General features: G+C 42.1%; 31 protein-coding genes. 10 read left to right on the top strand and 21 right to left on the bottom strand.

The annotated features are described in order from the left end of the window. Nucleotides 1–89 precede the first annotated feature (89 nt). The 4 genes from xerD to spoIIM all read right to left on the bottom strand — a co-directional run bounded on the left by xerD (nt 90) and on the right by spoIIM (nt 2,601). Nucleotides 90–983, bottom strand: coding sequence for a site-specific tyrosine recombinase XerD (xerD, locus tag ACFVS1_RS05400; RefSeq protein ID WP_101222475.1), 894 nt, complete (start codon nt 981–983; stop codon nt 90–92). A gap of 6 nt (nt 984–989) precedes the next feature. After that, on the bottom strand, nt 990–1,217 hold the full coding sequence (locus ACFVS1_RS05395; protein ID WP_101223458.1) for a YqzK family protein: 228 nt from the start codon (nt 1,215–1,217) through the stop codon (nt 990–992). A gap of 158 nt (nt 1,218–1,375) precedes the next feature. Continuing rightward, nucleotides 1,376–1,834: a ferric iron uptake transcriptional regulator gene (fur, locus tag ACFVS1_RS05390; protein WP_101223459.1), complete on the bottom strand. Its 459-nt coding sequence runs from the start codon at nt 1,832–1,834 to the stop codon at nt 1,376–1,378. A gap of 119 nt (nt 1,835–1,953) precedes the next feature. Beyond that, entirely contained in the window at nt 1,954–2,601 is a 648-nt protein-coding gene (spoIIM, locus tag ACFVS1_RS05385) for a stage II sporulation protein M (RefSeq protein ID WP_241592299.1), read from the bottom strand. A 141-nt stretch (nt 2,602–2,742) separates the two neighbouring features. Here spoIIM and ACFVS1_RS05380 point away from each other — a divergent pair, with 141 nt between their 5' ends. Next, the gene (locus ACFVS1_RS05380) at nt 2,743–3,306 is read left to right on the top strand and encodes a GNAT family N-acetyltransferase (RefSeq protein ID WP_241592301.1); all 564 of its coding nucleotides are present in this window, start codon (nt 2,743–2,745) and stop codon (nt 3,304–3,306) included. A gap of 41 nt (nt 3,307–3,347) precedes the next feature. On the opposite strand, the gene ACFVS1_RS05375 is transcribed toward ACFVS1_RS05380, so the two are convergent. Together ACFVS1_RS05375 and ACFVS1_RS05370 are read right to left on the bottom strand one after the other, a co-directional pair. Further along, nucleotides 3,348–4,523 (bottom strand): endonuclease Q family protein, encoded by a 1,176-nt coding sequence (locus ACFVS1_RS05375; RefSeq protein WP_387545514.1) that lies wholly within the window; start codon nt 4,521–4,523, stop codon nt 3,348–3,350. Beyond that, nucleotides 4,524–5,075 carry an NUDIX hydrolase gene (locus ACFVS1_RS05370; RefSeq protein WP_387545512.1) on the bottom strand — a complete coding sequence of 184 codons (552 nt, stop codon included), beginning with the start codon at nt 5,073–5,075 and terminating at the stop codon, nt 4,524–4,526. It abuts the gene before it with no gap. 75 nt (nt 5,076–5,150) lie between these two features. On the opposite strand from ACFVS1_RS05370, the gene mciZ reads away from it, so the two are divergent. The 3 genes from mciZ (at nt 5,151) to ACFVS1_RS05355 (ending at nt 6,966) form a co-directional block, all read left to right on the top strand. Continuing rightward, nucleotides 5,151–5,312, top strand: coding sequence for a Z-ring formation inhibitor MciZ (gene mciZ / locus ACFVS1_RS05365; protein ID WP_076365517.1), 162 nt, complete (start codon nt 5,151–5,153; stop codon nt 5,310–5,312). Nucleotides 5,313–5,368: 56 nt separating this feature from the next. Beyond that, on the top strand, nt 5,369–6,277 hold the full coding sequence (locus ACFVS1_RS05360; protein ID WP_387545509.1) for an aldo/keto reductase: 909 nt from the start codon (nt 5,369–5,371) through the stop codon (nt 6,275–6,277). A gap of 263 nt (nt 6,278–6,540) precedes the next feature. Next, entirely contained in the window at nt 6,541–6,966 is a 426-nt protein-coding gene (locus ACFVS1_RS05355) for an Ohr family peroxiredoxin (protein WP_352920135.1), read from the top strand. Nucleotides 6,967–7,011: 45 nt separating this feature from the next. On the opposite strand, the gene ACFVS1_RS05350 is transcribed toward ACFVS1_RS05355, so the two are convergent. Further along, the gene (locus ACFVS1_RS05350) at nt 7,012–7,449 is read right to left on the bottom strand and encodes a MarR family winged helix-turn-helix transcriptional regulator (protein WP_241592324.1); all 438 of its coding nucleotides are present in this window, start codon (nt 7,447–7,449) and stop codon (nt 7,012–7,014) included. Nucleotides 7,450–7,613: 164 nt separating this feature from the next. Further along, a complete protein-coding gene (locus ACFVS1_RS05345) occupies nt 7,614–7,874 on the bottom strand; it encodes a YqkE family protein (RefSeq protein WP_095389715.1) in 261 nt (86 codons plus the stop codon). 130 nt (nt 7,875–8,004) lie between these two features. Between ACFVS1_RS05345 and ACFVS1_RS05340 the strand changes: the two genes are divergently transcribed. Further along, nucleotides 8,005–8,904 (top strand): alpha/beta hydrolase, encoded by a 900-nt coding sequence (locus tag ACFVS1_RS05340; protein ID WP_387545505.1) that lies wholly within the window; start codon nt 8,005–8,007, stop codon nt 8,902–8,904. A 41-nt stretch (nt 8,905–8,945) separates the two neighbouring features. Here ACFVS1_RS05340 and ACFVS1_RS05335 read toward each other — a convergent pair whose 3' ends face one another. From ACFVS1_RS05335 to ACFVS1_RS05325, 3 genes are all read right to left on the bottom strand, one after another. Then, complete coding sequence (locus tag ACFVS1_RS05335; RefSeq protein WP_101222485.1) at nt 8,946–9,269, bottom strand: iron-sulfur cluster biosynthesis family protein; 324 nt, start codon at nt 9,267–9,269, stop codon at nt 8,946–8,948. Nucleotides 9,270–9,469: 200 nt separating this feature from the next. Continuing rightward, nucleotides 9,470–9,802 (bottom strand): YolD-like family protein, encoded by a 333-nt coding sequence (locus ACFVS1_RS05330; RefSeq protein ID WP_101222486.1) that lies wholly within the window; start codon nt 9,800–9,802, stop codon nt 9,470–9,472. A 26-nt stretch (nt 9,803–9,828) separates the two neighbouring features. Beyond that, nucleotides 9,829–11,088 carry a Y-family DNA polymerase gene (locus ACFVS1_RS05325; RefSeq protein WP_352920128.1) on the bottom strand — a complete coding sequence of 420 codons (1,260 nt, stop codon included), beginning with the start codon at nt 11,086–11,088 and terminating at the stop codon, nt 9,829–9,831. 412 nt (nt 11,089–11,500) lie between these two features. Here ACFVS1_RS05325 and ACFVS1_RS05320 point away from each other — a divergent pair, with 412 nt between their 5' ends. After that, on the top strand, nt 11,501–12,154 hold the full coding sequence (locus ACFVS1_RS05320) for a C40 family peptidase (RefSeq protein WP_387545501.1): 654 nt from the start codon (nt 11,501–11,503) through the stop codon (nt 12,152–12,154). A 51-nt stretch (nt 12,155–12,205) separates the two neighbouring features. On the opposite strand, the gene ACFVS1_RS05315 is transcribed toward ACFVS1_RS05320, so the two are convergent. The 3 genes from ACFVS1_RS05315 to ACFVS1_RS05305 all read right to left on the bottom strand — a co-directional run bounded on the left by ACFVS1_RS05315 (nt 12,206) and on the right by ACFVS1_RS05305 (nt 14,656). Then, a complete protein-coding gene (locus ACFVS1_RS05315; RefSeq protein ID WP_387545499.1) occupies nt 12,206–12,655 on the bottom strand; it encodes a hypothetical protein in 450 nt (149 codons plus the stop codon). A 217-nt stretch (nt 12,656–12,872) separates the two neighbouring features. Continuing rightward, on the bottom strand, nt 12,873–13,688 hold the full coding sequence (locus tag ACFVS1_RS05310) for an SDR family NAD(P)-dependent oxidoreductase (protein ID WP_387545497.1): 816 nt from the start codon (nt 13,686–13,688) through the stop codon (nt 12,873–12,875). After that, nucleotides 13,688–14,656 (bottom strand): MBL fold metallo-hydrolase, encoded by a 969-nt coding sequence (locus tag ACFVS1_RS05305; protein ID WP_352920119.1) that lies wholly within the window; start codon nt 14,654–14,656, stop codon nt 13,688–13,690. Before ACFVS1_RS05305 ends, ACFVS1_RS05310 begins: the two co-directional genes overlap by 1 nt. A gap of 510 nt (nt 14,657–15,166) precedes the next feature. Between ACFVS1_RS05305 and proC the strand changes: the two genes are divergently transcribed. After that, entirely contained in the window at nt 15,167–16,012 is an 846-nt protein-coding gene (gene proC / locus ACFVS1_RS05300) for a pyrroline-5-carboxylate reductase (RefSeq protein ID WP_352920116.1), read from the top strand. A gap of 73 nt (nt 16,013–16,085) precedes the next feature. Here proC and ACFVS1_RS05295 read toward each other — a convergent pair whose 3' ends face one another. Continuing rightward, nucleotides 16,086–16,517, bottom strand: coding sequence for a VOC family protein (locus ACFVS1_RS05295; RefSeq protein WP_101222493.1), 432 nt, complete (start codon nt 16,515–16,517; stop codon nt 16,086–16,088). 284 nt (nt 16,518–16,801) lie between these two features. Here ACFVS1_RS05295 and ACFVS1_RS05290 point away from each other — a divergent pair, with 284 nt between their 5' ends. Next, a complete protein-coding gene (locus ACFVS1_RS05290) occupies nt 16,802–17,353 on the top strand; it encodes a MerR family transcriptional regulator (RefSeq protein WP_387545493.1) in 552 nt (183 codons plus the stop codon). A 150-nt stretch (nt 17,354–17,503) separates the two neighbouring features. Here ACFVS1_RS05290 and ACFVS1_RS05285 read toward each other — a convergent pair whose 3' ends face one another. The 5 genes from ACFVS1_RS05285 to rnz form a co-directional block, all read right to left on the bottom strand. Continuing rightward, nucleotides 17,504–18,298, bottom strand: coding sequence for an ABC transporter ATP-binding protein (locus ACFVS1_RS05285; RefSeq protein ID WP_137016145.1), 795 nt, complete (start codon nt 18,296–18,298; stop codon nt 17,504–17,506). Next, complete coding sequence (locus tag ACFVS1_RS05280) at nt 18,273–19,304, bottom strand: ABC transporter permease (protein WP_387545490.1); 1,032 nt, start codon at nt 19,302–19,304, stop codon at nt 18,273–18,275. Before ACFVS1_RS05280 ends, ACFVS1_RS05285 begins: the two co-directional genes overlap by 26 nt. Nucleotides 19,305–19,336: 32 nt before the next feature. Beyond that, entirely contained in the window at nt 19,337–20,332 is a 996-nt protein-coding gene (locus ACFVS1_RS05275) for an ABC transporter substrate-binding protein (protein WP_352920107.1), read from the bottom strand. Nucleotides 20,333–20,539: 207 nt separating this feature from the next. Further along, on the bottom strand, nt 20,540–21,355 hold the full coding sequence (locus ACFVS1_RS05270) for a squalene/phytoene synthase family protein (protein ID WP_387545488.1): 816 nt from the start codon (nt 21,353–21,355) through the stop codon (nt 20,540–20,542). Between the two features lie 63 nt (nt 21,356–21,418). Further along, the gene (gene rnz, locus ACFVS1_RS05265) at nt 21,419–22,360 is read right to left on the bottom strand and encodes a ribonuclease Z (protein WP_387545487.1); all 942 of its coding nucleotides are present in this window, start codon (nt 22,358–22,360) and stop codon (nt 21,419–21,421) included. A gap of 231 nt (nt 22,361–22,591) precedes the next feature. On the opposite strand from rnz, the gene zwf reads away from it, so the two are divergent. Then, the gene (gene zwf / locus ACFVS1_RS05260; protein ID WP_352920099.1) at nt 22,592–24,091 is read left to right on the top strand and encodes a glucose-6-phosphate dehydrogenase; all 1,500 of its coding nucleotides are present in this window, start codon (nt 22,592–22,594) and stop codon (nt 24,089–24,091) included. 45 nt (nt 24,092–24,136) lie between these two features. On the opposite strand, the gene ACFVS1_RS05255 is transcribed toward zwf, so the two are convergent. After that, nucleotides 24,137–24,298 carry a hypothetical protein gene (locus ACFVS1_RS05255; protein WP_387545484.1) on the bottom strand — a complete coding sequence of 54 codons (162 nt, stop codon included), beginning with the start codon at nt 24,296–24,298 and terminating at the stop codon, nt 24,137–24,139. A gap of 304 nt (nt 24,299–24,602) precedes the next feature. On the opposite strand from ACFVS1_RS05255, the gene ACFVS1_RS05250 reads away from it, so the two are divergent. Then, nucleotides 24,603–24,776, top strand: a complete 174-nt coding sequence (locus tag ACFVS1_RS05250) for a hypothetical protein (protein WP_034308217.1) — start codon at nt 24,603–24,605, stop codon at nt 24,774–24,776. The last annotated feature ends 18 nt before the right edge of the window (nt 24,777–24,794 follow it).

The following is a 24,794-nucleotide window of genomic DNA, read 5'->3' as shown; positions in this document are numbered from 1 at the left end:
TACCAGTCAGTCCACACTGAAATAAAAAGGCTGCTCCTTCAACCGCTTCGCAGTTAAATTCACAGCCTTTCTATCATTCTACTATTCTTTCAAGCTCGCGGATGGAATTTTGAATATACATCCTTGATCCGTACGTTCGTAATATGTGTATAAATTTGAGTTGTTGAAATATCCGCATGACCAAGCATTTCTTGGACCGCACGTAAATCAGCCCCGTTCATCAATAGATGTGTCGCGAAAGAATGTCTTAGTGTATGCGGTGTAATTTCTTTTTCAATTTGTGCCGATTTTACAAGTTTTTTTAGAATCTTCCAAAATCCCTGCCTTGTCAGCCTGTTTCCATGATGATTCAAAAAAAGTGAATCTGTCCTGTGCTTGGGGCTGGCCATTTTCCCCCGGGAACTTTCCATATAATGTTCAATGGCACCCAATGCAGTTTGGCCAATCGGAATGATCCTCTCTTTATTTCCTTTCCCTACACAACGGACAAAACCCATCGATGCATGGACATCACTTACATCCATGGATATCAACTCACTGACACGCATACCCGTCGCATACATCAGTTCTAGCATTGCCTTATCGCGTAAACCGAATTCATCCATTTTCTTTGGGGCTTCCAATAGTGCTTCAACTTCTTCCATGCTTAATACCTTTGGAAGACTTCGTTCCGGTTTTGGCGTCTCTATATGTATGGACGGATCCTGATCGGTTACTTTTTCCCTTAGAAGAAATTGATGAAAAGACCGAATGGAGGCTATATGACGCGCCACCGTCTTCGATGATTTCCCTTGATCCTTCAAATGCACGAGAAAATGCAGGATGTTGACCCGCCGTGAATCATTCCAATCTTCGATGGCTTCAGCCTCTTTCAGAAAGCTCCAATATGACCTTAAGTCACGCTCATAAGAAACGAGCGTATTCTTGGCAAGCCCTTTTTCAATGGTTAAAAAATGAATGAAATCCCTAATTTGATTCTCCATATGTTATTACTCCCCGTTTAAATAAAACAACATTAAGCGTTCAAGCCATGCATCATCACCCGTATCTACAGCCTTCGATACTTTTACTGCCATGCCCTTCGGTTCATCATAACGATGATAATCTTGATATTCCTGATTTAACCATACCATTCCTATATAAAAAAGAACAGTGAAGCTAACAAAGAGAATCATCACTTTAGCCGTATGCAAAACAAGCGATAATGATGTTTTCATCAGCTTTCCCCTCCCATTCGATCCTTTGTATCAATCTATGCCCAACAGGACAAGTTTTATACGTGTTTCGGAAGGAGAAAACAAAAACAACTCTTATTTAAGAAATAGGCTTTTAAAAATGCAGAAAACCTTCTCCATTAAATGGAAAAGGTCTGGCTTCATTCACCTTTATTTTCTTCTTTGTCATGACATCGATGACAAATGCCATGAAAGGTTAATCTATGGTCTTTAATCTTGAAGTTCCAGTCGCGTTCCACAATGTCTTCTACGTCTTCAAGCAGGTCTTCCTGAATTTCATCTACCGCACCACATTCCACACAAACAAGATGATGATGGAAATGCGCAGCTCCTTCTTGTCTTAAATCATAACGGGAAACCCCGTCTCCAAAGTTAATTTTATCTACTATCTTCAATTCAGTCAGCAACTCTAGCGTACGGTAAACTGTTGCCAATCCAATTTCCGGCGACTTTTCTTTGACAAGGAGGTAAACGTCTTCTGCGCTTAAATGATCCTCTTCATGCTCAAGTAAAACGCGGACGGTCGCTTCTCGCTGAGGCGTTAATTTGTAGCTGGACGAGTGTAACTGCTTTTTTATCCTATCAATTCTGTTTTCTATTTCCATACCTAATATTCCCTCCCGCGCCGCTATCCTATCCATTATATCAAAAGAGGGAAAACTGTCAAAATAGATTTCTTGTTAATGATAAAAAAATTTCCGGGAAAGGTAAATTTTCATCAATGACCCAATAAACTTACGACATTTTTCATTAAAGAAGGGGATAGGTACGCTTCAAACGCAGCAGCCGTAATCAAAAACAATCCCGACAAAATCAATGAGAAAATATACCGCGAAATTATCGGCTTCAGCGGTTCACGAACCTGCTTTAGGAAAATTCGGCTGATCATTTTCATTGATAGTGAGACGGCAAGGACGGTTATCACGATGAATATCGGGACGATGAATATATTTTGGGGCAAAATAGCGACAAATGATAATAAAAATCCGCTCCATCCCATTTGATTGACTAAAAAGCCGACTGTGAATCCAACAACCATCCCTTTTATAAATAACAAAACCAGGATGACAGGCAAACCGATGACCGATATTCCGAGAATCCAGATGACCCCGATATATTTTATATTATGCATGATACTTTGGCTGAACATATCATGCGAAGAGGCAAATTCACCCTTGGATACTTGTCCGAAAAATTGCGATAAATAATAGAACAAGTCTTCCTTTTGGGTAAAGCTCAAACTATTCACCAATATTGCCCCAAAAATGACACCCATCAAAAAAAGCACAGTGATAAAGACATATAATGAGGAATGTTCGTTAATATGTTTCATTACGGCATTTTGTACGACAGATTTTTTTTTCATCTTTCATCCTCCCAACTCCGCTTACTAGAATCTATGTTTTCACTCTCTCATTTATGCTAAGAAAACTTCCCCCATCAGCCGAACGCCTTGAACCCAATCCGTGTTATAATTTTCCATATCAATGATGGATGGAGGCAGGATATGAAAGCTATATTAATGGATTTTCCCGAAAAAATTGAAACCCCACGATTATATCTAAGACCTTGTCAGCCTGGCGATGGCCTGGACCTTTACGAAGCCATTGTCCATTCTAAACCTGAATTGAAACAGTGGCTGCCGTTTGCCCATCAAGATGTCTCGTTGGAAACTTCTGAACAGAATGTCCTTAAGTCCTTTGCGGACTTTATTTTAAAAGAGGATATCAGGCTCCATATTTATAGGAAAGAAGATGATCAATTCATCGGCTCCACTGGTCTGCACCGAATTAACTGGGACATCCCTAAATTCGAAATTGGTTATTGGATTGATACGAGATACAGTAAACTAGGCTACATAACGGAGGCAGTGGAAAAGTTAACTAAATTCGCCTTTTACCATTATGGCGCAAAGCGGGTCGAGATCCGCTGTGACCCTAATAATATTGCCAGCAAACGGATTCCTGAGAGGCTGGGATATTCGCTTGAAGGTATTTTACGTAATGACTGCCTTAGTGCAGATGGCAAGGAAGTGCGGGACACCTCCATTTATGCAAAAACAACAAACTAAAAAAGTCCTGACAGATCTCATCTGTCAGGACTTTTTTCAGTTCATTCCTTTTTGACCTTTCCGTACTTTCCTCCGCCCCCCACTTCAAAAGATAGCGTCCCTTTTCTGGCAGAATCGATGTAGCCCGCCAATTTTTCAGGAACGATTTCCTTGAGCTGTTCAAGCGTAACTTCATGTAGGATATTCATCTCTGTTCCAAATGCCACCAGCAGTTTTTCCATGGATTTAGGACCGAGTCCCGGGATGAAATCAAGTGGTACTTGATGGATATACGGCGGCCTTTCCCTGCCATTTCTCCCTTCCATCCCGGAAATGGAGAGCTCTTCAATCCTGGACGATACCCCTTTTATAATGGATTTATTTCCGCATTCGGGACATTGTTCACTCTCCCTCAATACCTGGTGTAAACACCCTGAACATACAGTTTGATGATACTTTCCCAATAAGGGGTTCAATCCATAATTAACGGTCACCTTACGATCCCCTTTTTCTTCAAGTGCTTTTGCCAGCTCATTGAAACTCGGTTCTTCTAGCAGGACTTTTTGATATTCACGAGCGATTTTCCCAAGCGAATGCGCATCGGAATTCGTTACGAATACATAGGAGTCCAACTCCTCGATATCCTTGACCATTTCTGTATCAGAACTTAAACCAAGTTCGATGGCATCAATTAGCTTCGGATCGAATACTTCAGTCAGACTGGATCGCACCCCTTTTCCATATAAGCTTTTAAATGGGGTGAAAACATGTGCCGGGATAAACAGGCCGCCCAATGATTTCACGATCCTTTGCAGCGTTCTTCCATCACAATAAATCCTTTGGGAGCTCAAGGTAATATTTTTAACATGTCCGCTCATCCATGAGGAGAATTCCTTCATCGCTTTTATAGTGGGAAAATAAGCGAGGACATGGATCGGTCCATTACAATTTTGATCATAAATTTCAATCTCCGAGCCTGGAATGATGGTTGTATTCTTATATTGAAGTCCGCCTTCAATCTTCTCCGTGATTTCGCCGTCCAGCATCCCCGCTTCGATTTCTTCGATAATTTCAGGAGAATGGCAATCGATTATCCCGATTAGATCAAGGCCCTTCCTTTCACTTGCCACTTGCAGCACATTGCTGAAGGTTAACGTTTTAGCACCTGTTATTTTCACGGCTCTTCCGCTTCTCGTTCTGCCTATATGGATATGAAGGTCAGCGTAAAACTCTTTCATTTACGATTTCATCGCCTTTTTCAACTGCAGATACTGAACTGCATATGCCGTTTTGGCATCTTGGATCTTCCCTTCATCCATATAAGTCTGAGCTTCCTCCAGCGTGAGTTCAATCATCTCGACGAATTCATCTTCATCCAGCGGGGCCGCATTTTCTTTCTTTTTCAAATTGTGGGCCACATATAGGTGGACCAATTCATCGGCGAATCCTGGGGATGTATAGAAGGAAATGATGTGCTCCATTTTTTCACATTCATAACCCGTCTCCTCTTCCAGCTCCCGTTTAGCCGACAGAACCGGTTCTTCGCCTTTTTCAAGCTTTCCTGCAGGAATTTCCACCAAGCTTCTCTCCAGCGCTTTACGGTACTGTTCAACCATGATGATGTTATTTTCTGCCGTGAGAGCTATGATAGCAACCGCTCCCGGATGCTTGATTATTTCACGTTTACCCGTTTTCCCATCAGGAAGCTCTACATCATCCACTTGCAGGCTGATTACCTTTCCTGTGAAGATTTTTTCCGAAGACAGCGTTTTTTCTTCAAATTTTTTCATCCTGACCACTCCTCTGTTCTAATTGCAGCATGATTCCTCATACATTTTACCATACTAGAGATGGAGGGCGATTTAATGAAAGTTTACGTACTGGAAAAAAGCGTTACTTTATCCGGAAAGAGTTGGGAAATCCTTCAAAAACTAAAACAATTGCAAAATCAATATGTCTATATCAATGATTGGATAGCCGACATACACGATCAGGTGCCGCCCACTCCTTTAAAAAGGATCAAGTGAATTCTTTGAGTGAAATGGATTTCTCCTTTACAATGAAGTGTAAGGGAGTGGATAACATGAAAAAACGCAGACTAGGAAATTCAGACTTGCTAGTTTCTGAAATCGGGCTCGGATGCATGTCATTGGGGACTGATGAAAATCAGGCATCCGAAATCATACAGGCCGCTTTAGATGAAGGAATCAATTATTTTGATACTGCTGACTTATATGATTTCGGCATGAATGAAGAAATCGTCGGAAAGAATTTAAAATTGGTCCGCGATAAGGTATACATAGCTACCAAGGTCGGAAACCGCTGGAATGAAAACAAAGATTCCTGGAGCTGGGATCCATCTGGCGAATATATTAAAACGGCAGTAAAAGATAGCTTAAAGAGATTGGGAACTGACTATATTGATCTTTATCAGTTACATGGCGGCACCATTTCAGACAATATCGGAGAAACGGTAGAAGCATTTGAAGATTTGAAAAAAGAAGGCTATATCCGATATTATGGAATTTCCTCGATTCGTCCGAATGTGATCAAGGAATTCACTGAAAAGTCTGAGCTTGATTCCGTGATGATGCAGTTTAATCTTCTCGACCGCCGCCCAGAAGAGTGGATGTCCCTTTTGGCCAACAAACAGATCAGCATTATTGCCCGTGGCCCCCTTGCCAAAGGGCTGCTCAGTGAAAAAATGCTTGAAAAGGCAAATGAGGATGGATACCTTGACTTTAGCTATCACGAACTTAAAGATTTGCTTCCGCAAATAAAGGACAAACTTTCCCATAGGAAGTTGAATGAAACGGCACTTCAATATGTATTGTCCCATCCAAGCGTCGCTACCGTTATACCAGGAGCAAGTTCAGTACAGCAGCTCCGCGAGAACTGCCAGGCTGCCAACAGTCCTTCACTGTCCAAAACCGAGTTGGATATCTTAAAGCAGTTGACCAAAGCGAACAAATATGAAAGTCACCGGGATTAAAAAGAATAGAACTAAATTAAATGTTTCAAATAAATCAGGCTGCACTATCTCCGTTTAATAACGTGATAGGCAGCCTTTTTCCGTTCCAACGTTTTTTTCACCATTCTGCTTCTGTACCGCTTTCAAGTTTCCCATCATTCTTACCCCCTTTCCAAACCAAATTTACTTCATACCAATTGAAATTATTCATTGGACAATACAAATCAAGTGTTATACAATTAAATTGTGCACAACCAAAATACGAAGATAAGGGAGAAAAAATGATGACAAAAACATTATTTACAACGTCTGTAACAGTTGATGGCGGAAGAGAAGGAACGGCTATTTCTGCTGACGGCAACTTCACGGTTGATATTGCGATGCCTGGAACACCAAGAGCTAAACAGATGCCTGAAGCATCTAATCCGGAACAGCTTTTTGCAGCTGGATATGCTGCATGTTTTGATAGTGCCTTGCAATCAGTTGGTAAAATCGAACGCGTTTCCTTCGATTCCAAAGTCACCGCAAGCGTAAGCCTATTGATGGGTGAGATGCATCAGTACAGCTTGGCTGTAACTTTGGCTGTGAAGGGATCCGGAATCGATAAGGAGACATTCGAAACCCTTGTTCATAAAGCACATCAAATGTGTCCTTATTCAAAAGCAATCAACGGCAATGTGGATGTCGCCTTTGAAATAAGTGTAGATTAAATCCGACAAAAAGACGCTTGGGGAACCCCAAGCGTCTTTTCTTTGCTAAAATTGCTGTAAAGTTTTCAATAGTTGGATCAAGGAAGCTTTTAAATCCTCAACCACCTTCTTATCATCACCCGACATAGCCGAAATGCGATCGGGAATGAAGCAGGCCTCTTCCTGTAAACCAAGTCCCTTTTCCGTCAACTTAATCATGACAGACCGTTCATCTTCAGTCGAACGTTCACGGACAATCAAGCCATTCTGCTCCATTCGTTTCAACATGGGGGTAAGCGTTCCTGAGTCGAGGGCAAGGAGCTCCCCTAGTTTTTTTACTGTAAGTGTATCCTGTTCCCATAATAGAAGCAGGACCAGATATTGAGGATATGTCACTTCGAGTTTATCAAGCAGCGGTTTATATTTCTTCGTCATTTCCCTTGAACTTGCATAAAGCAGGAAACATAATTGGTCTTCCAGCACTTTTTCTATTTTACTTTGCATCATATCACCAGCTAATAGTAGTCCATCCGATATGAAGTCATATCGAACTTATCTTTAATATAATCGTTATACTTTATAAAATAAAGGAGTATCGGCAAGGAATGGTCTTCCTGAACGAAAAAAAGGGAGCCAGCCCACTTAAAACTTAAACTGCTCCCTGTCCTTCATTTATAGTTCTTCCAGTTCAGGTTGCTTTCACCCAATAGTTCTTCAAATGATTTATTCTTCTCCCGCCGCTTTCTTTCTTCGCGTTTCTTTTCTTCTTCCGCTGCCCTTTTTTCTTGCTCAGCCTCATTAAGTTCCTTTTGCTTTTGACGAAGCTGGGACATGATATCTTGATTGATCATATCACCAAGTTTCAATGAAGATGAATCTTTATCTTGGTTTTTGCTTTGATTTTGATTTCGCGGCTGTTTCTTTTTCATCCTTAAAACCTCCTGGCCATTTATGAAATTATTATATCACGACTGCCGTTTTCCTCGTCATGGTTTTCAAACAGTGTTTTCCCATTTCCCACATGGTAAAATAAAGAAAATCAACCTAGGAGGACCTTTCATGAAGAAATGGTGGTTTACACTCGCCGGAATCTTATCGTATATCGTTGGCGTCGGCATTTATTTTTCCAATCGGATCATGTATATGAAAAAGAAGGAAGATGACTTTATCCAGAATCGTGAAATCATGGCTAAACGCCTGATCCGGGAGGATTTTGATAATCTGCCTAAAACGGAAATTTGGGTATCGTCACCATCCGGATATTCCTTGAAATGCTTGTTTATCGAACCGCATGCCACCAATAAGTGGGTGATCATTTCTCATGGTGTGACGGAAAACAAAGTCAATTCGATTAAGTACATGAATATATTTCTTAAGCGGGGCTTCAATGCGATCATTTATGACCACCGCCGGCATGGGGATTCCGGTGGCAAGACGAGCAGTTACGGACATTATGAAAAATTCGACCTGAAGGCCGTAATCGATGAATTGAAAAGACGTAAAGGTCCCGACCTTCATATTGGCATTCATGGTGAATCCATGGGAGCCGTAACCCTGCTTTTATATGCCGGACTGCTTGAAGATGGTGCTGATTTTTACATTGCCGACTGTCCATTTTCAAATTTCGAGGATCAAATCAAATACCAGCTCAAGCATGAAGTCCCATTTCCTTCCTGGACTGTGTTTCCGCTTGGGCGTATGTTCATCAAACTCCGTGACGGATATTGGACCAATGAAGTGTCCCCAATCGATTATATAAAAAATATCCGAAACCCGGTGCTCTTCATCCATAGTGAAAATGACAGTTTCATTCCCGCTTCCATGACAGCGGAATTATATGCAGCAAAAGAGGGCCCAAAGCAGCTTTACATCGCTAAAAAAGGGGCCCACGCTCAATCTTATAATGAAAATCCAAAAGAATATGAAGATCAAATCGATCAGTTTCTAAAACTTGTCTGAGAAGAAAAAAGAGGGTATCCAAGATCCCTCTTTGCTTTTAATCAGATTTTATTAAAATAACTCATCCTCGGATTCAAGATTTGATTCGGACTTTTTAATTGAAAGCTGTTCGCTTCCGGAACAAAGTCTATTTTCATCACTTCATCAAGAAAAATCATTTTTGATTTCTCCACATATAGCGGAATCCCGTTTGTTTCCACTTTTTCGGTACCTTCTTCAGGTTCGTTGACCCACCATAGCGCGGTCACACCGCTTACCACGCAGCCACAGCCATCAGTATCATATTTCAACTGTAAATATCCTTCTTGTCCCTGTACCTTATCGGCCATTTTCTCAGCCGCTGTTTCCGTCCATTCAATATACATGATTGCACGCCTCCCGATGTCTTTTCCTTTCCCCCCATTATAAACGATAAAAACGCTTCTGTTAAAGAAACTGCCTTCCTTTGCAAGCGTCAGCCGACACGAAAATCATTTTCTTCATGGCCGATCCAACAAATGCCGATTTTCTAACGCCAATTCCTTTCATCAGAAAGGCTGTCCCTTGGGAACAGCCTTTCCGCTCATCACTCCATTATCCTTACATCCGCGATATCGGAAAGCCTGATATAGTGAGCCTGCTGAAACCGATCGACGATATGAAGCTTTTGGGTGAGCTCATTATAATAATGGATCCTGCCGATTAACAGCTGATACCGGTTTCCTTCATAATGAGCAATCGTGACATCCTTTCTTTCCTCCATCGCTTCCCCCATTACCGCATTCATTTCTTCCAATTGCTGCTCATCCAGGATGCGCTTCGTTTCATAGCCATCCTCCACCACCCAATCCCGAAGCATCTTCACATGCTCCGGCAACATCATCGATGTCCATTTGATACGGCCGCGATCACGTATCATCCTTTTCCCTCCCTTCAAAATCAACCTTACGCCTTATGCCCACCAAGCAGCTTGCTTCGGTAAACGGCTGTACCTGCTTCTGTATACGAAACGGCACGCAATAACGATTTGGCTCCATATTTATGGCGGATTCGATCAACCGTGTAACTCAACTCCCGCTTCTTCCAGCGCGAAGCATCGAATAAAGTCAGCTGCATTTCGTTATCATCCACAATATTCGAGAGCCTGACCTCTATGCTCCGAACCGTTTTTTGCCTATAGTTCTCATGAAAAAGCTCCAGGCAAACTTTATATAACTCCATCGTAATGTTGGTCGGTTCGCTAATCGAACGCGAACGATGGAAACCTCCGCCAAACTCGTCCTTGCTGTAACCAATGCTGAGGCTCACCGTCCTTCCTGCCTTGCGATGGGTGCGTGCCCTTCTTCCAACTTCTTCGCAAATTTCCAGCATGACCTGCTTTACCTCATGCTCCTCCTTATAATCCCGCAGCAGGATTTGACTTTTGCCGAAGCTGACCTGCCCTTCGATGATCACTGCCCCCATATCGGATAAATCTATTCCCCACGCATGGTGGTAAAGCTGATTGCCCATAATTCCAAACTTGGCTTCAAGTAATTCAAGATCATAATTGGCAAGCTGCCCAACCGTAAATATGCCCATTCCATGAAGGGTTTTTTCTACGCGCCTGCCGATCCCCCACATTTCACGAAGCGGGGAAATTGGCCAAAGTTTGCTTGGCACATCCTCATACTTCCATTCCGCAATCCCTTTATGTTTGGCTTCCAAATCAAGGCAAAGTTTTGCCATAAGCATGTTCGGTCCAATTCCAATGGCACAAGGGAGCTGTAATTCCCGTTCAATTTCATCCTTTATCTTTTCAGCTATCATGCGGGCATCTCCCCATAAAGAAGCGGCACCATCGACTTTCACAAAGCTTTCGTCCACACTATATACGTGAATCGCTTCTTTGGGCACATAACGGTTGAACAAGCGGGTGATTTCCGTCGAAACCCTTAAATAGGTCGCCATTTTAGGTTCAACGACGACAATCCTCGGATCATTCGGGATCTCAAACATCCGCGAACCTGTCTTGATGCCAAATTCCTTCTTCATCTTTGGAGAAGCCGCAAGCACAATGCTCCCTGTCCTCTTCAAGTCACCAACCACCGCCAGATAACAATCAAGCGGGTCCAGACCAAGCATGACCGCTGAACAGCTTGCATAAAAACTTTTCATATCGATACACATAATTGATTGGTTCGGCATCGTCCCATAATCCATCATTTCTCACCCTAACAAGAATATATGTTCGCTTTTATTATATTCATAACTTTAACCGAATATACGTTCTTATTCAATGGAAGTTTTCATACAAATTTCTACTTTTTATTGTAATTTCCTTGAAAAATATAATAGATACTAAAAATGGTTAAAATACCAAATTTAAACTGCATATCCAAATAGTTTTTTTAAAAAGAATCCATTCGCAGCTTGAATATTTTTTAATGGATCCTTATACTTAGTTTTTTTAAATTTTTTCATCCTTTTCAACAGGCTTTCGTCCATTTTATATGTAGTCTTACTACTCATTTTTTGTAATGAAACTGTAACCGAAATTATGTCTAATTGTCATAATGGTATTGTAGGATAATATTGTTAAGAACATAGAGAGATAGATAGAGAGGAAATGAAAATTATGAAGAAATGGATCGCTTCAGCAGCTGTTGCTTCTGCCATGATGCTAACCCCACTGCAAGCCTTTGCCAATATTGGAGACCAAACCCTCAGACCCGGAATGACACATAGTGATGTCAAACAACTACAACAACTTTTAAAAACCAAAGGTTATTTCACATATTCAGGTTCACTGACTACATATTACGGCACCAATTCTGTATCAGCAGTAAAAAAATTCCAAAAAGCTAAAGGGTTGACTGCCGACGGAATTGCCGGCCGAGGCACATTTAATGCGCTTGGTGTTTATAATGTCAATAATACTAGCTTGATCAGCTATGCAAAAACCTTAATAGGCAAACCCTACAAATGGGGCGGAACAACACCAACTGGATTCGACTGCTCAGGCTTCGTCTATTACGTATTCCAGAAATCACAAGGAATCACCTTACCGCGTACAACATCCTTGCTTTATTCCAATACAGGTTTAAAAGTATCTTCACCAGCTAAGGGTGATCTTGTATTCTTTAATACTTCTGGAACAGGGGTATCCCATGTTGGGATTTATATCGGAAATGGTCAATTCATCAGTGCTACGTCTTCTAAAGGAATAACCATCACGGATATGGATAATTCATATTGGAAACCAAAATATTTGGGTGCGAAAACTTTATAAAACCGAGGACAAACAACCGGACGGAATTCAAAGTGATTCAGTCCGGTTGTTTTATTTTATATATAATATTTCCTCCGTTACATCCTCAACAGTCACCATGAATGAAGAGTCCAAGTTGGAACGGTTCATCATTTCGATATTATAAACATGCTCTGAGGGTAAATGGACGACTTCGAGAACCATGAATCGCTGACTTTCCGCTTTGCTGACATGATCGAGGGCAGCAGTGACCGCCCTTTGTTCGGCCAAGCTTTTTTCATCGGTCAAAACAAGAATCAGTTCCGCTTCCGCTTTCCCAGGAAATGATTTCCTCACCCCGCCCCGGTGCCATGGTTTCACTTTCATCCCGATTTCCAGGTCGGAATAATCGAGGTCATTACCATGTTGATCTTGAATGGATGTATCAGTGGTCACCTTATAATACGTCTCTTTAATCAAAATCCTTTTATCGTCAAGATCCGTAATGAAACCCTCTTCCCCCTTATCAATGGCTTCATCCATGAATCAGGGGATTGACAGCTACCCAGAATAAAGGCAACGAATATAGATATATAAAGGTTTACAATCCTCTTCATACAAATCCCTCCTACTAGAAATAGACGAATTCCCCCTGGAATAGTTACCAATTTATTTAACATAGAAAACTTTGGGTATTTCAAAATGGGGAATGTCATCGACATTCCCCTTTGCCTATAATTTGTCCCGCATTAAAGTCTAGCTACTTTTTAAAAAATGCTTTTTTCCCTAATGTTTCGGTGATTTTCGGAAACATGTTATACCATTTCCCAGCAAAATTCATCCAGCCAGGAAGATTGATTTCCCTCTTATTGGTCAGCATCGCCGCTACGATTTTAGCAGCGACATCTCCTGGCTTAAGCATGAATTTTTCAACATTCTTTAAATATGTACCTGATTCATCCGCAATGTTAAAGAAATTCGTTTCTATGGGGCCAGGATTGACGGTGGTCACAAAAACATGATCTTCCATCAGCTCAAGCCTAAGTGCGTTCGAATAGCCAAGAACCGCGAACTTGGTCGATGAGTACAAGGTTGATTTAGGAGTGGCGATTTTACCGGCCTGTGAAGCGATATTGATGATATGCCCCGATTTTCTCTGCTTCATATACGGAAGAACCAGCTTTGTGCAGGCCATCAATCCAATGACGTTGACAGCAAACATCGCTTTCGTTTCATTTAATTCCGTATCCTGCGCTTCTTTAAACGTGCCGAAACCAGCATTGTTGACCAACACATCCACTTCACCTATTTGCGCATGGATGTCATTAAATACATTTGTCACCTGATCAGTGTCTGCCACGTCAAGCTTATAGGCATACGCATCAATCCCATATTGGGTGATCAGTTCATTCTTTAGCTGCAGTAATTTATCCATGCTTCTGGCCAAGAGGACGAGACGGCCCCCCTGCTTTGCACTTTGAATGGCGACTTCCTTGCCAATCCCTCCGGAAGCTCCGGTAATAACAATGACTTTGCCTTGCAATTTATTCAAAAAAGTGAGCCTCCTTGCGAACATTAGGCGATTGAATACAGAATGACCCCTGATTGGATTTCTGTTTCGACTTCACCCAAGTCTTCTAAATAGTCCAGCTGACCGACCGTTTCCGAAAGTGTCAGGCCCACTTCCTGAAGGTATACTTTCGGAAACAGCTGCTGACATACTTCAAAGACCGATAAAGGCTTATCTTGAAGCATGCTTTTCACCTGCATGGCACGGTTATGCTGCCGTTCGAATCTATAGTGAATCAAGTCAGCAACCGCATCTCCATCCACTTCAGATCCGTGTCCGGAGTAAACGGTGGATATGGAAAAATCCAATAATTTCTGAAGTGATGCATTATACTGCAGTAACGGACGAGGTCTCATGCCTCCGGGAAGTAAAGGTGGTTCCATTAATGGATTAGGTGAAATCTTGGCAAGCAAATGATCGCCAACGATCATGACCCCGTCACTTTCCCGGTAAAAGGATAAATGGCTTTGCGCATGCCCTGGAGTCTCGATCACTTTCCAGCCTGGAAGACCAGGGAGTTCATCTCCCTCAGCCAAATATCCATGCAGCTTCCGTTCACTAAGGAAACTGATTTCGTCACGATTATGAATCAGTTTATTTTTCAGCTCTTCTGCCACTCCGAACTTTGTGGCATATTCAAGGAAAAAACGATTATGTGTATCAAGGAATTCATCACTGATAGTCAGCCAGCGCTGATTGTTTTTGTGTCCATAAACCGGGATCTCTTTTTCAAAGAAATCGAGTCCACCAGCATGATCAGGATGATGATGGGTTAAAATGATTTGTTCGATATCAGTCAGTTTTAGACCCAATTCCCCAAGCCCGTTAGTCAAGGCTTCCTTTGATCGTTTTGTTTTCACTCCAGTATCGATTAGCGTTAAAGCATCCCCTTTAACTACATAAACATTCACATCACCCACTGCAAATGGCGTGGGCAAAGTAATTTTTGCAATATCTCCAGTCCAATTCACCATAATCTTTTCCACCTTAGAAAATTATATTTATATAAAACTTTTTATACACTAAACAGAATTCTAAGTATACTTATCATGTATAATTACCATTTTACATGTATTTTTAATTACTGTCATTATTTTCACATAATTCATGTCTATTTTTTCTCGTCCATGCATATATTATCATTGACAGAGTGCTAATATATCCTTCATAATCACAAGTAATTAAAGACGGCATGGCTTTGATTAAGGCCAAGTAAATTATTGATGGCGTAAAGAGAGTGAAGCTCGGAATGTGCTGAAAGGCTTCATCGCCCTCTCATTATTGAACCTACCTTATGAGCCTTCAGGAAAACCTGACGTAATTCCCGCGTTAGAGGATTCAAGTGCAGCTTTTCTGTTTATTTATTATGGAAAAGTTGAACAAAGGTGGTACCACGGAAGCTAGACCTTTCGTCCTTTATTGGATGAGGGGTCTTTTTGTTTTCAAAAAAGCCGAAAACTTTAAAAGAAAAAGGAGCGGGAAGTATGAATAAAATCGCCTTTATCGGAGCTGGATCGATGGCAGAAGCAATCATTTCGGGGCTGGTGACCCAACAGGTAATTGAACCAGCAAATATTTTTGTCACAAATAAATCAAATGATGATCGGTTCGATTATTTAAAGAAGCAATATGGTGTAACTGCCACAAGATCGCTGCAGCTATTAGTACAGGATGCAAACCTTGTCGTACTGGCGGTGAAACCGAAAGATATTTTAGAAACGATGCAATCAATAAAAGAATATATTCGTGAAGAAATGCTGTTCATTTCCGTTGTTGCCGGCGTTCATACAACAAGCTTGGAAGGTATCGCCAACAAGCGGTTCTCGATCGTCCGTGCCATGCCTAATACATCGGCAGCTGTAGGAAAATCAGCAACGGCCCTTGCGGCTAACTGTCATACGAAAGACGCGCAATTACAAACGGCGATTACCCTTTTTGAAACGGTAGGTACAGTGGCAGTTGTCGACGAAACCCAGCTAGATGCGGTAACAGGCTTATCGGGCAGCGGTCCGGCTTATATTTATTACTTGGTCGAGGCATTGGAAAAATCAGCAGAAAAAATAGGTCTCGATTCCGAAACCGCTAAGCAATTGATTCTCCAGACACTGATGGGTGCGGCCGATATGTTGCAGAAATCACCTAAAACGCCTGCCGTACTAAGAAAGGAAGTCACTTCACCAGGCGGAACGACAGAAGCAGGTCTGAAAGCACTTCAAGCACATCAAGTGGAAGAAGCATTCATTGCCTGTGTACAAGAAGCGACTGAGCAATCAAAACGAATGGGCAATCAAATAAGTAAAGAACTGGCCAAATATGTAGTTTCGCAGTAACGTGCATGATGATGATCGGCTGTTGCCAGGCAACAGCCCTTTTTTCTAAGGGGTAATCCTTCCGTAGTGTGCGTTACTTTATAATCAGCATGTCATTTTCATCAAAACTCCAATCCTTCGAATATGCAACCTCCCAATAATAACCATCGGGGTCTGAAAAATATCCGCTGTACCCTCCCCAAAAAACATCCTGAGGTGATTTTTCGATTGTTCCCCCGGCCTTTTCAGCTTTGTTGATCACATCATCCACTTCTTCAATTGATTTAGCATTATAAGCAAGCGTAAGACCCGGGAACCCATTTTTCTTAGGCGGTTCTTTCTCATTGATGTCTTTTGCCAGCTCCTCTAAAGGATACAAAGCAAGTTTTGTTCCGGCATTATTAAAAAAGACGATTGCGGGTTCGTCCTCTTTAACCGTTGTATGAAATCCCAACCCGTCCCGGTAAAACCTTAATGATTCAGCAATATCCCTGACACCTAAAGTTATAATGTTGATCCTGTTCATACTGGTCCTCCTTTTTCCATGTTTTAAGGGTAAATTCGACATCTGCATCACATTTCCCTTTTTAGCTTGATTACCATTAGCCACGCCATCACAAATGCATCTAAAAGTTCCTAACAACGCTACCATTTGCAAAAAGCTGTTCCACGGGGAATTCCACCTTGAATTGACCCTCATGCAAATTACGTTGGAATTCCACTTTCTTTGCCGAATGAATACATGTTTTGTCAACAGTAAAGGAATTCCCTCATACTTATCGAATTCAACAACCAAAAGGGGGAATCTCGATGAATACAAGCGCAGTTGCCCGGTTACTGAATGTTTCCCATAGTACGATTCAACGCTGGGTCACCCAATTGAACATGGAAGTAGAACGGAATCAGCTTGGTCACTACCAGTTTTCGGATGAAGACATTACATTATTAAGAAAAATCCAAGATCAGCTGAACGAGGGCATCATTCTCCAAAAGGTTAGCATCTCAGAGAAGAAGCTTAGAAAAGCGACAATCCAGAAACATCCTGAACCGAATAAAGGAAATGATCAACTGCTAGAACGCATCATCCGGCTTGAAAATGGACTGAAAACTAAAGCGGACGATGTTGTATCCTATCAGCTTTTACAGCACAGAAGCGAAATGGAAGAAATGCACAAACTCGTTAAGAAGCTCGAAGCCCGTATCGAAGCGTTAGAAAAACCAATGGGTCAGCACTTTGATTATTTCCTCGCGGCTGAAGAGGCTGCTGCCACTAAAAAGACGAAGAAAAGGCCATTCATAAAAATGATTTTCGGAAACAGAAAGAACGATAGTTCATCATGGAGCACAGCCGACAGCGATTGACATCGAGTATCAAGATCGTTCAAGAGCACCCCGCGATAGCCATTTTTCTTATGCAAAGCATTTCTTCAGGACCTGATCTTATTAATTACCCCAAAATAAAAAGGCCCTGACCCAAGATTAATCTCACCTGGGTCGGGCCTTTTCATCATCTTAAATCAATACTGCACGGTCATTGAGCATTTTTTCGCCTTTGATGCGCTGGAATTCGTTAAGCAGTTTTTCGACGGTTAGCTTCTGCTTTTCAGCGCCTCTGGCTTCAAAAATGATCTGTCCCTTGTCCATCATAATCAAGGAATTTCCAAGATCGATTGCCTGCTGCATATTATGAGTCACCATCAACGTCGTTAACTGGTTCTTTTCGACGATTTCCTTCGTCAGGTTTGTAACGAGCTCCGCACGTGAAGGATCAAGTGCTGCTGTATGTTCATCAAGTAGCAGGATTTTAGGGTCGGTGAAGGTCGCCATCAGCAATGATAGTGCTTGGCGCTCCCCACCTGATAATAATCCCACTTTTGCAGTCATCCGATTTTCCAAGCCTAAATGAAGGGTGCCCAAACACTCTTTAAACAGTTCTTTCCGTTTTTTTGTCACCCCAAAGCCTAAACCTCTTTTATTGGTTCTGCCATAGGCAATCGCCATATTTTCCTCAATCGTCATATGTGGTGCCGTACCCAGCATGGGATCCTGAAAAACACGGCCAATCATTTTGGCACGGGCATGTTCTTCAATGGCCGATACGTTTTCACCATCGATGATGACTTCACCTGCATCAGGGAGAATCTTGCCGGAAATCATGTTCATCAACGTCGATTTACCTGCTCCATTACTTCCGATGACTGTTACAAATTCACCTTTTGTCATCTGCAGTTCCAGATTTCCAAGGGCTAACTTTTCATCTGGTGTTCCCTCATTGAAAACTTTATAAATCTGATTTAACCGAAGCATATTCTTCCCTCCCTGTCGGTAAAGTCCCATCATGACGCATCTGTATTTCTTTAAGCCGCCTTTTCTTCCGGTTTTTTTCCTTTTGTTTATCGGAAATTTTAGGAATGACAAGTGCCCCGACCACAATAAGTGCCGTAATTAATTTAACATCACCCGTTTCAAGGAATTCTACGCGAAGTGCCAAAGTTACGACGATACGGTAAATGATCGCCCCTCCAATGACGGCCAGCGTCGCACGTGCAATCGTTTTTGCACCAAATAGAGCCTCACCGATTATGACGGATGCCAATCCGATGACAATGATACCAATCCCCATGCCTATATCACTAAAACCGTTATATTGGGCGACCAAGGATCCCGAAAAAGCCACAAGTGCATTTCCGATTGCAAGTCCCAGAATCTTCATGTTGCCAGTATGGGCGGAAAAACTCTTGACCATGGCTTCATTATCACCAGTCGCACGTAAGGCAAGACCAATTTCCGTTTTTAAAAAAGCTGACATTCCAGCTTGGATGACGACAGCCACAATCAGCATGACGATTAATATGGCCCATGTTTTTGGCAGGCTGTCACCGAGACCCATGAAGGATAAAAGACCATTCAACAAATTGTCCAGCCCGGTGCCAGCCCAGGCATCCTGGATATTCGTGATAATGGTCGTTTGAGAAAGCAACGGAATGTTGGATGCACCCATGATCCTCAAATTGATCGAATAGAGCGCGATCATCATTAAAATACCTGCCAAGAGAGGATTGATTTTCCCTTTCGTATGCAGGAAACCAGTTATCGTCCCAGCGATGAACCCTGCCACCATGGCACTCAACGTGGCAACGATTGGCGAGAAACCGTTAACGATCATAATGGCGGCAACGGAGGCCCCTGTCACAAAACTGCCTTCCACAGTCATATCCGGGAAGTCGAGAATCCTGAATGTTAAATAAACACCGAGTGCCATGATCGCATAAATCATTCCCGACTCAAAAGAGTTGAATAAGGCTGAGAACATTTTTTTCTTCCTTCCCCGAACAAAAGCAGAGTTTATTTTACAAACTCAGCATCTGCTTTCCATTCTTCTTTTATTTCAACACCCATATCTTTTGCTGCTTTTTCATTGATGACCAATTTCAGTTTTTGTGGATATTGAACCGGGATATCCCCAGGTTTTTTACCATCCTTCAGGATTTCAACCGCTTTTTGCCCCGCTTCATAACCAATATCATAGTAACTGAAGCCATATGCTGCAAAACCGCCAGCATTTACAGAATCAAGTTCGCCGACAAACAATGGGATATCTTGATCATTTGCCACAGAAATGACCGATTCCAGTGCCGAGACAACTGTATTATCAGTAATGATGTAGAAAGCATCCGCTTTTCCGATTAAAGATTCCGTTGCCTGTTTAACATCCGCTGAAGTCGAGACGGATGCCTCCACGACTTTCAAACCAGCTTTTTTCGCTTCCGCTTTCACATTCTTTATTTGGACGACTGAATTTTGCTCCCCTGTATTATAGACAGTTCCAATTGTCTTCGCCCCAAGCTCTTCCGCTAGGAATTTCATTGATTTTGCAATGGCTTCAGGATGGGAGTCCGTTGTACCCGTCACATTTCCGCCTGGTTTTTCCAAAGAAGTAACAAGCTCTGCAGCTACAGGATCGGTAACCGATGTAAAGACGATTGGAATATCCTTGGTCGCATTTAAAGCACTTAGAGCACTAGGAGTCGAATTCGCAAATATCAGATCCACTTTATCCCCAACAAAGTTATTGGCAATCGTCTGACTGTTATTTTGGTCACCCTGTGCAATTTGAAGATCATATTTGGCTTTGATGTCACTGTCCTTCAGTGCCGCCTGGAATCCTTCATATGCTTGATCCAGGGAATCATGCTGAACGATTTGCGTTACCCCAATGTTGAAGGTATCCTTTCCGCTTTCATCCTTTGCTGTATCTTTTTCCTTGTCATTTCCACACCCAGCCAATAATAAACCTGCGACCAATGTCATGGCTGCAGTTGAATATAATTTCTTTTTCATATTTTCCCCCCGCTTTTTCCTTATTTAAAATAATGTTTTTCTAACGACGCCAGCTTTTTTCGCTTTTATGTCCTAAATTATAATCGTTTAGTCCCAATTATTCCAATATATTTTTTAACTTTTTTGAATTTTTTGAGTTCTAAATATAAAACATGAAAAAAGCTGCTGTGAAAGGTATGGTAACTTTCACAGCAGCTTTATGAAAAATCAGTGTTCGACGACCTGGCTGACAATTTCGGTAACTGTAGCACGATCAATTTTTTCTTTGCCTTCTTTTAGGGCTTCCAATGTGGCTTTTGCCAATTCCAAGGGTATTTTACAAAATTGGATGATCTCTTTCGTTTCAATCTCTCCAATGTACGCATCGGCTAATGCAAGATTATGTTCCGTATGGGCAAACATCTCGTCGAAACCCCAGCCATCCGGATAAAAGTTCACACCACGTTCTGCATCTTCCTCACGGTTACGCAGGATATTGACTGTTTGGAGTCCACGGCCAAATGCGATGGCAAGTTCACGGTCCGTTTCGGTTCCATCGTACCAGTTCCACATATCGGACAGCATGACCCCCACTAAACCTGCAACATAATAGGTGTAATCATCGAGTTCCTCTTCATTATGGATTTGCCAGTCCTTAGTAACCCATTTTGCCATGCCTTCGGCCATTTCCTTTGTCGACTCCAAGACCTTGGATTTTGCACCGGGAGGACAAAATTCAATCCAGTCCGAAAGAAACAGGGTCACCTCGGGCAGTTCATCCTTATATGGTTCAAATAACGATTGAAGATTTTCTTCACTGAAATCCCCATCACGCTCACTAAGAGCCTGTAACAGGGAAACCTTAATATCTGCTGGAAGACCTGGGTGGTCCTCGATTTCATCAATGGCTCGCATGCAAAGGTATGCAGCTCCAATGGCCTCTTGTAATTCCTTTGGAAGATAGCTGATCGGAATGAAAAAAGTCCGGCTTGTTTTTAGGAGAAAATCCATTGCTTTAGTATGTAGGGCACTTTTGTCAGTCATATATACACTCCTTTAAATATCCAATGAACAATTGATTAATTATATCAAACATCGGCTTTGATTTCAGCTGCCCAATTCCTCTGAATACAAAGGAATTTTAATGGCCATTAGATCTTCACCCATAATCGTGTTTGGAAAAATCGCCTTGCTTTCCTCTTTTAGCCTCTCAGCATCCTCCGGAGTATACCGTGAGCTGATATGCGTAAGGATTAGATGCTTAGCCCCCGCTTTCAAAGCCGTTTCTGCAGCCTGAACGGTGGTCGAATGATAATAGGCTGATGCCATTTCCGCTTCTTCCGCTGAAAATGTAGCTTCATGAACAAGGTAATCCGCCGATTCAGCAAGAATGAGCGCATTGCTGCACATTCTTGTATCCCCTAGAATCGTGATGATCCGGCCTTTTTGAGGAGCACTGATATAGTCCTTCCCATTTAAGACACGGCCATCATCGAGACAGACGGTTTGTCCATTTTTCAATGCTTTAAAGTGAGGCCCCGGCTTCACACCTTCAGACCGCAGCCGGTCGACCAGTAAGCTTCCCGGACGATCTTTTTCCACAATCCGGTAACCGACGCTATAAATGCCATGATCAAGCGACATGGCCGTCACTGTGAATTGTTCGTCCTCAAACACTTCGCCTTCTTCTATTTCGATAATTTCCAAGGGGTATTTTAAATGAGTTCCACTCACCTGTAAGCTCGTCATAATAAATGCATCTATACCTTGCGGACCATATACGGTCAGTTTATCCACTCCGCCCTGAAATGATCTGCTGCTTAAAAATCCAGGCAGTCCGAAAATGTGGTCACCATGTAAATGGGTGATGAAGATCTTTTCAACCTTTCGCGGTTTGACCGCCGTTTTTAATATTTGATGCTGTGTTGCTTCCCCACAATCGAATAACCAAACCGTTCCACGTTCTTCCAATAATTGAAGGGCGATCGATGTCACATTACGCGCTTTAGCCGGAACGCCAGCGCCTGTACCCAATAAAACGAAATCCACTCATACTACCTCCGTTGCAAATACTTTATGACTTAACTATAGCATAACCAAGGTGCTCTTTCATTTATCACCCATTAAAACCGAAACCAAATGAAACTTTTAATGAAATATAGAGAAAAAATGCGCAAATTAATTGCTTTGAGGGAAAGCTAAACGTAAAATTAGAAATTGGTACACATACGGGAATTCCAACTTTATAGACAGATTTAACGGAAAGTTGAGGTTTTAAACATGACAGAAAACAATAAACCCACAGCATTGATCATGATTTTTGGTGCTACCGGAGATTTAGCGAAAAGGAAATTGTTTCCTTCCATATATCGACTATTTCAAAAAGAGAAAATCAATAAGTTCGCCGTCGTTGGAGTGGCAAGGAGGCCATTGACGAACGAGGAGTTTCAAACAAGTGTCAAGGACTCGATACTTACGTTCGGACATGCGGAAGAAAAGGTCGACGAATTCATTTCCCATTTCCATTATCACTCCCACGACGTTTCCAGCTCGGAATCATACCTGCAGTTAAAAGACATTGCCGAACAATTAGACGGACAATATCAATTAGAAGGAAACCGGATCTTCTATTTGGCGATGGCGCCTGAGTTTTTCGGAACGATTGCCGAACAGATTAAAGCACAAGGCCTGAGTGACACAAATGGATATAAGCGCCTGGTCATAGAAAAGCCATTTGGACACAGTTTCGAAACAGCACAAAAATTGAATGAGCAGATTCGAACTGCATTCGCTGAAGATGAAATCTACCGTATCGATCATTATTTAGGTAAGGAAATGGTACAAAATATTGAGGTCATCCGTTTTTCCAATGCCCTATTCGAGCCGCTTTGGAATAACAGATATATATCCAACATCCAGGTAACTTCAAGCGAAACACTTGGAGTTGAAGAACGCGGGCGTTATTATGAAACCAGCGGTGCTCTAAGGGATATGGTCCAAAACCATCTGCTGCAAATGGTTGCCCTTCTAGCCATGGAACCCCCGATCGCTTTGACGACAGAAGAGATTCGAAGCGAAAAAGTGCGGGCATTGCGTTCACTTCGACCAATGAAAGTGGACGAAGTCAATCAATACTTCGTCCGTGGCCAGTATGGTGAAGGAACGATAGACGGTCAAACACTTCCCGCCTACCGCAATGAACATAACGTAAATCCGGAATCCAACACAGAGACCTATGTTGCGGGTAAATTGATGATTGATAACTTCCGATGGGCCGGTGTTCCTTTTTATATCCGCACCGGTAAGAGAATGGATGTCAAATCAACGAATATCGTTGTTCAATTCAAAGATATCCCAATGAACCTGTATTATAAAACGGAAGAAACACTGAACCCGAATCTTCTCGTTATCAATATCCAGCCTGACGAAGGCATCACATTGTACCTAAATGTCAAGAAATCCGGGACGACATCCAATACAAAGCCAATGAAGCTGACCGTCTCGAACAAAGGGATCGAACACATCAATTCTCCCGAGGCATATGAAAAGCTATTGTTTGATAGCATGCGCGGGGATGCTACAAACTTTACGCACTGGGACGAGGTTGCCCTCTCATGGAAGTTCGTCGATACCATTTCCAATGCGTGGGAAAACACTAAAGACGAATCTTTCCCTAACTATGAAGCTGGATCCACAGGTCCACTCGCATCCGATGAACTCCTGGAAGAAGATGGACATATTTGGTGGCAAGTCAAGAAAAACGAAAATAATAATGATTGAAATGAAGAAGGGACGCAGATTTGAATCTGCATCCCTTTTTTTCATTCATGAAACACTCTTCCTCAGCAATTTATCACGGATAATATGATACATTTCCTTGGGCTTAGACATTTCTTCCTCCACTTCCGAATTGAGCCAAAATGAAACACCGAATTCTAAGGCGATGAAAAATAAAAATATGGCTACAGCCCACCAAATGATGAACATATATCATCCGCTCCTTCTCTCTTCTCTCTGCCTACTGTATCCTACGGTCCGTCCATCTCTTTCAATGTTTATATTCCTTTTTCCGCAGGTGTTTAAACCTAAAAAGCAAGGATGAATGACTTACATCATACTATGTTTTCCCTAAAAAAGGTAAAATAATTGGAACTATTTACAACTAGTTCATCTTTACCATTTTTACCCTTCTAACCACTTTATAGAAATAGAATGGTAAGTCCTTGCTAAGGTTACACTAGAAAAGGCGCCTGTGACGGCACCACTAACTTCGATGTGGAGGGATTAAACGATGGACATTCGTGAAGGATTAATTCCAACAGCCTTGGGCACAGCCGTGACAGCTGCGGGTTATGCAATGAAGCAAACCCGGGGCTCAAACAAAATGGTAGCTAATACGGTTTTTGGTTTCGGTTTGGCCCATGTTGTATTAGGGGTCATTGACCTTGTAGAGCATCGGAGATAGTAAAAAAAAGAGCCGGTT

Origin of the sequence: Peribacillus sp. NPDC058075 (assembly GCF_042885195.1) — a bacterium.
GTDB lineage: Bacteria > Bacillota > Bacilli > Bacillales > DSM-1321 > Peribacillus.
Note: the sequence above shows the minus strand (reverse complement) of the source record. Positions and strands in the feature narration are given on the sequence as shown.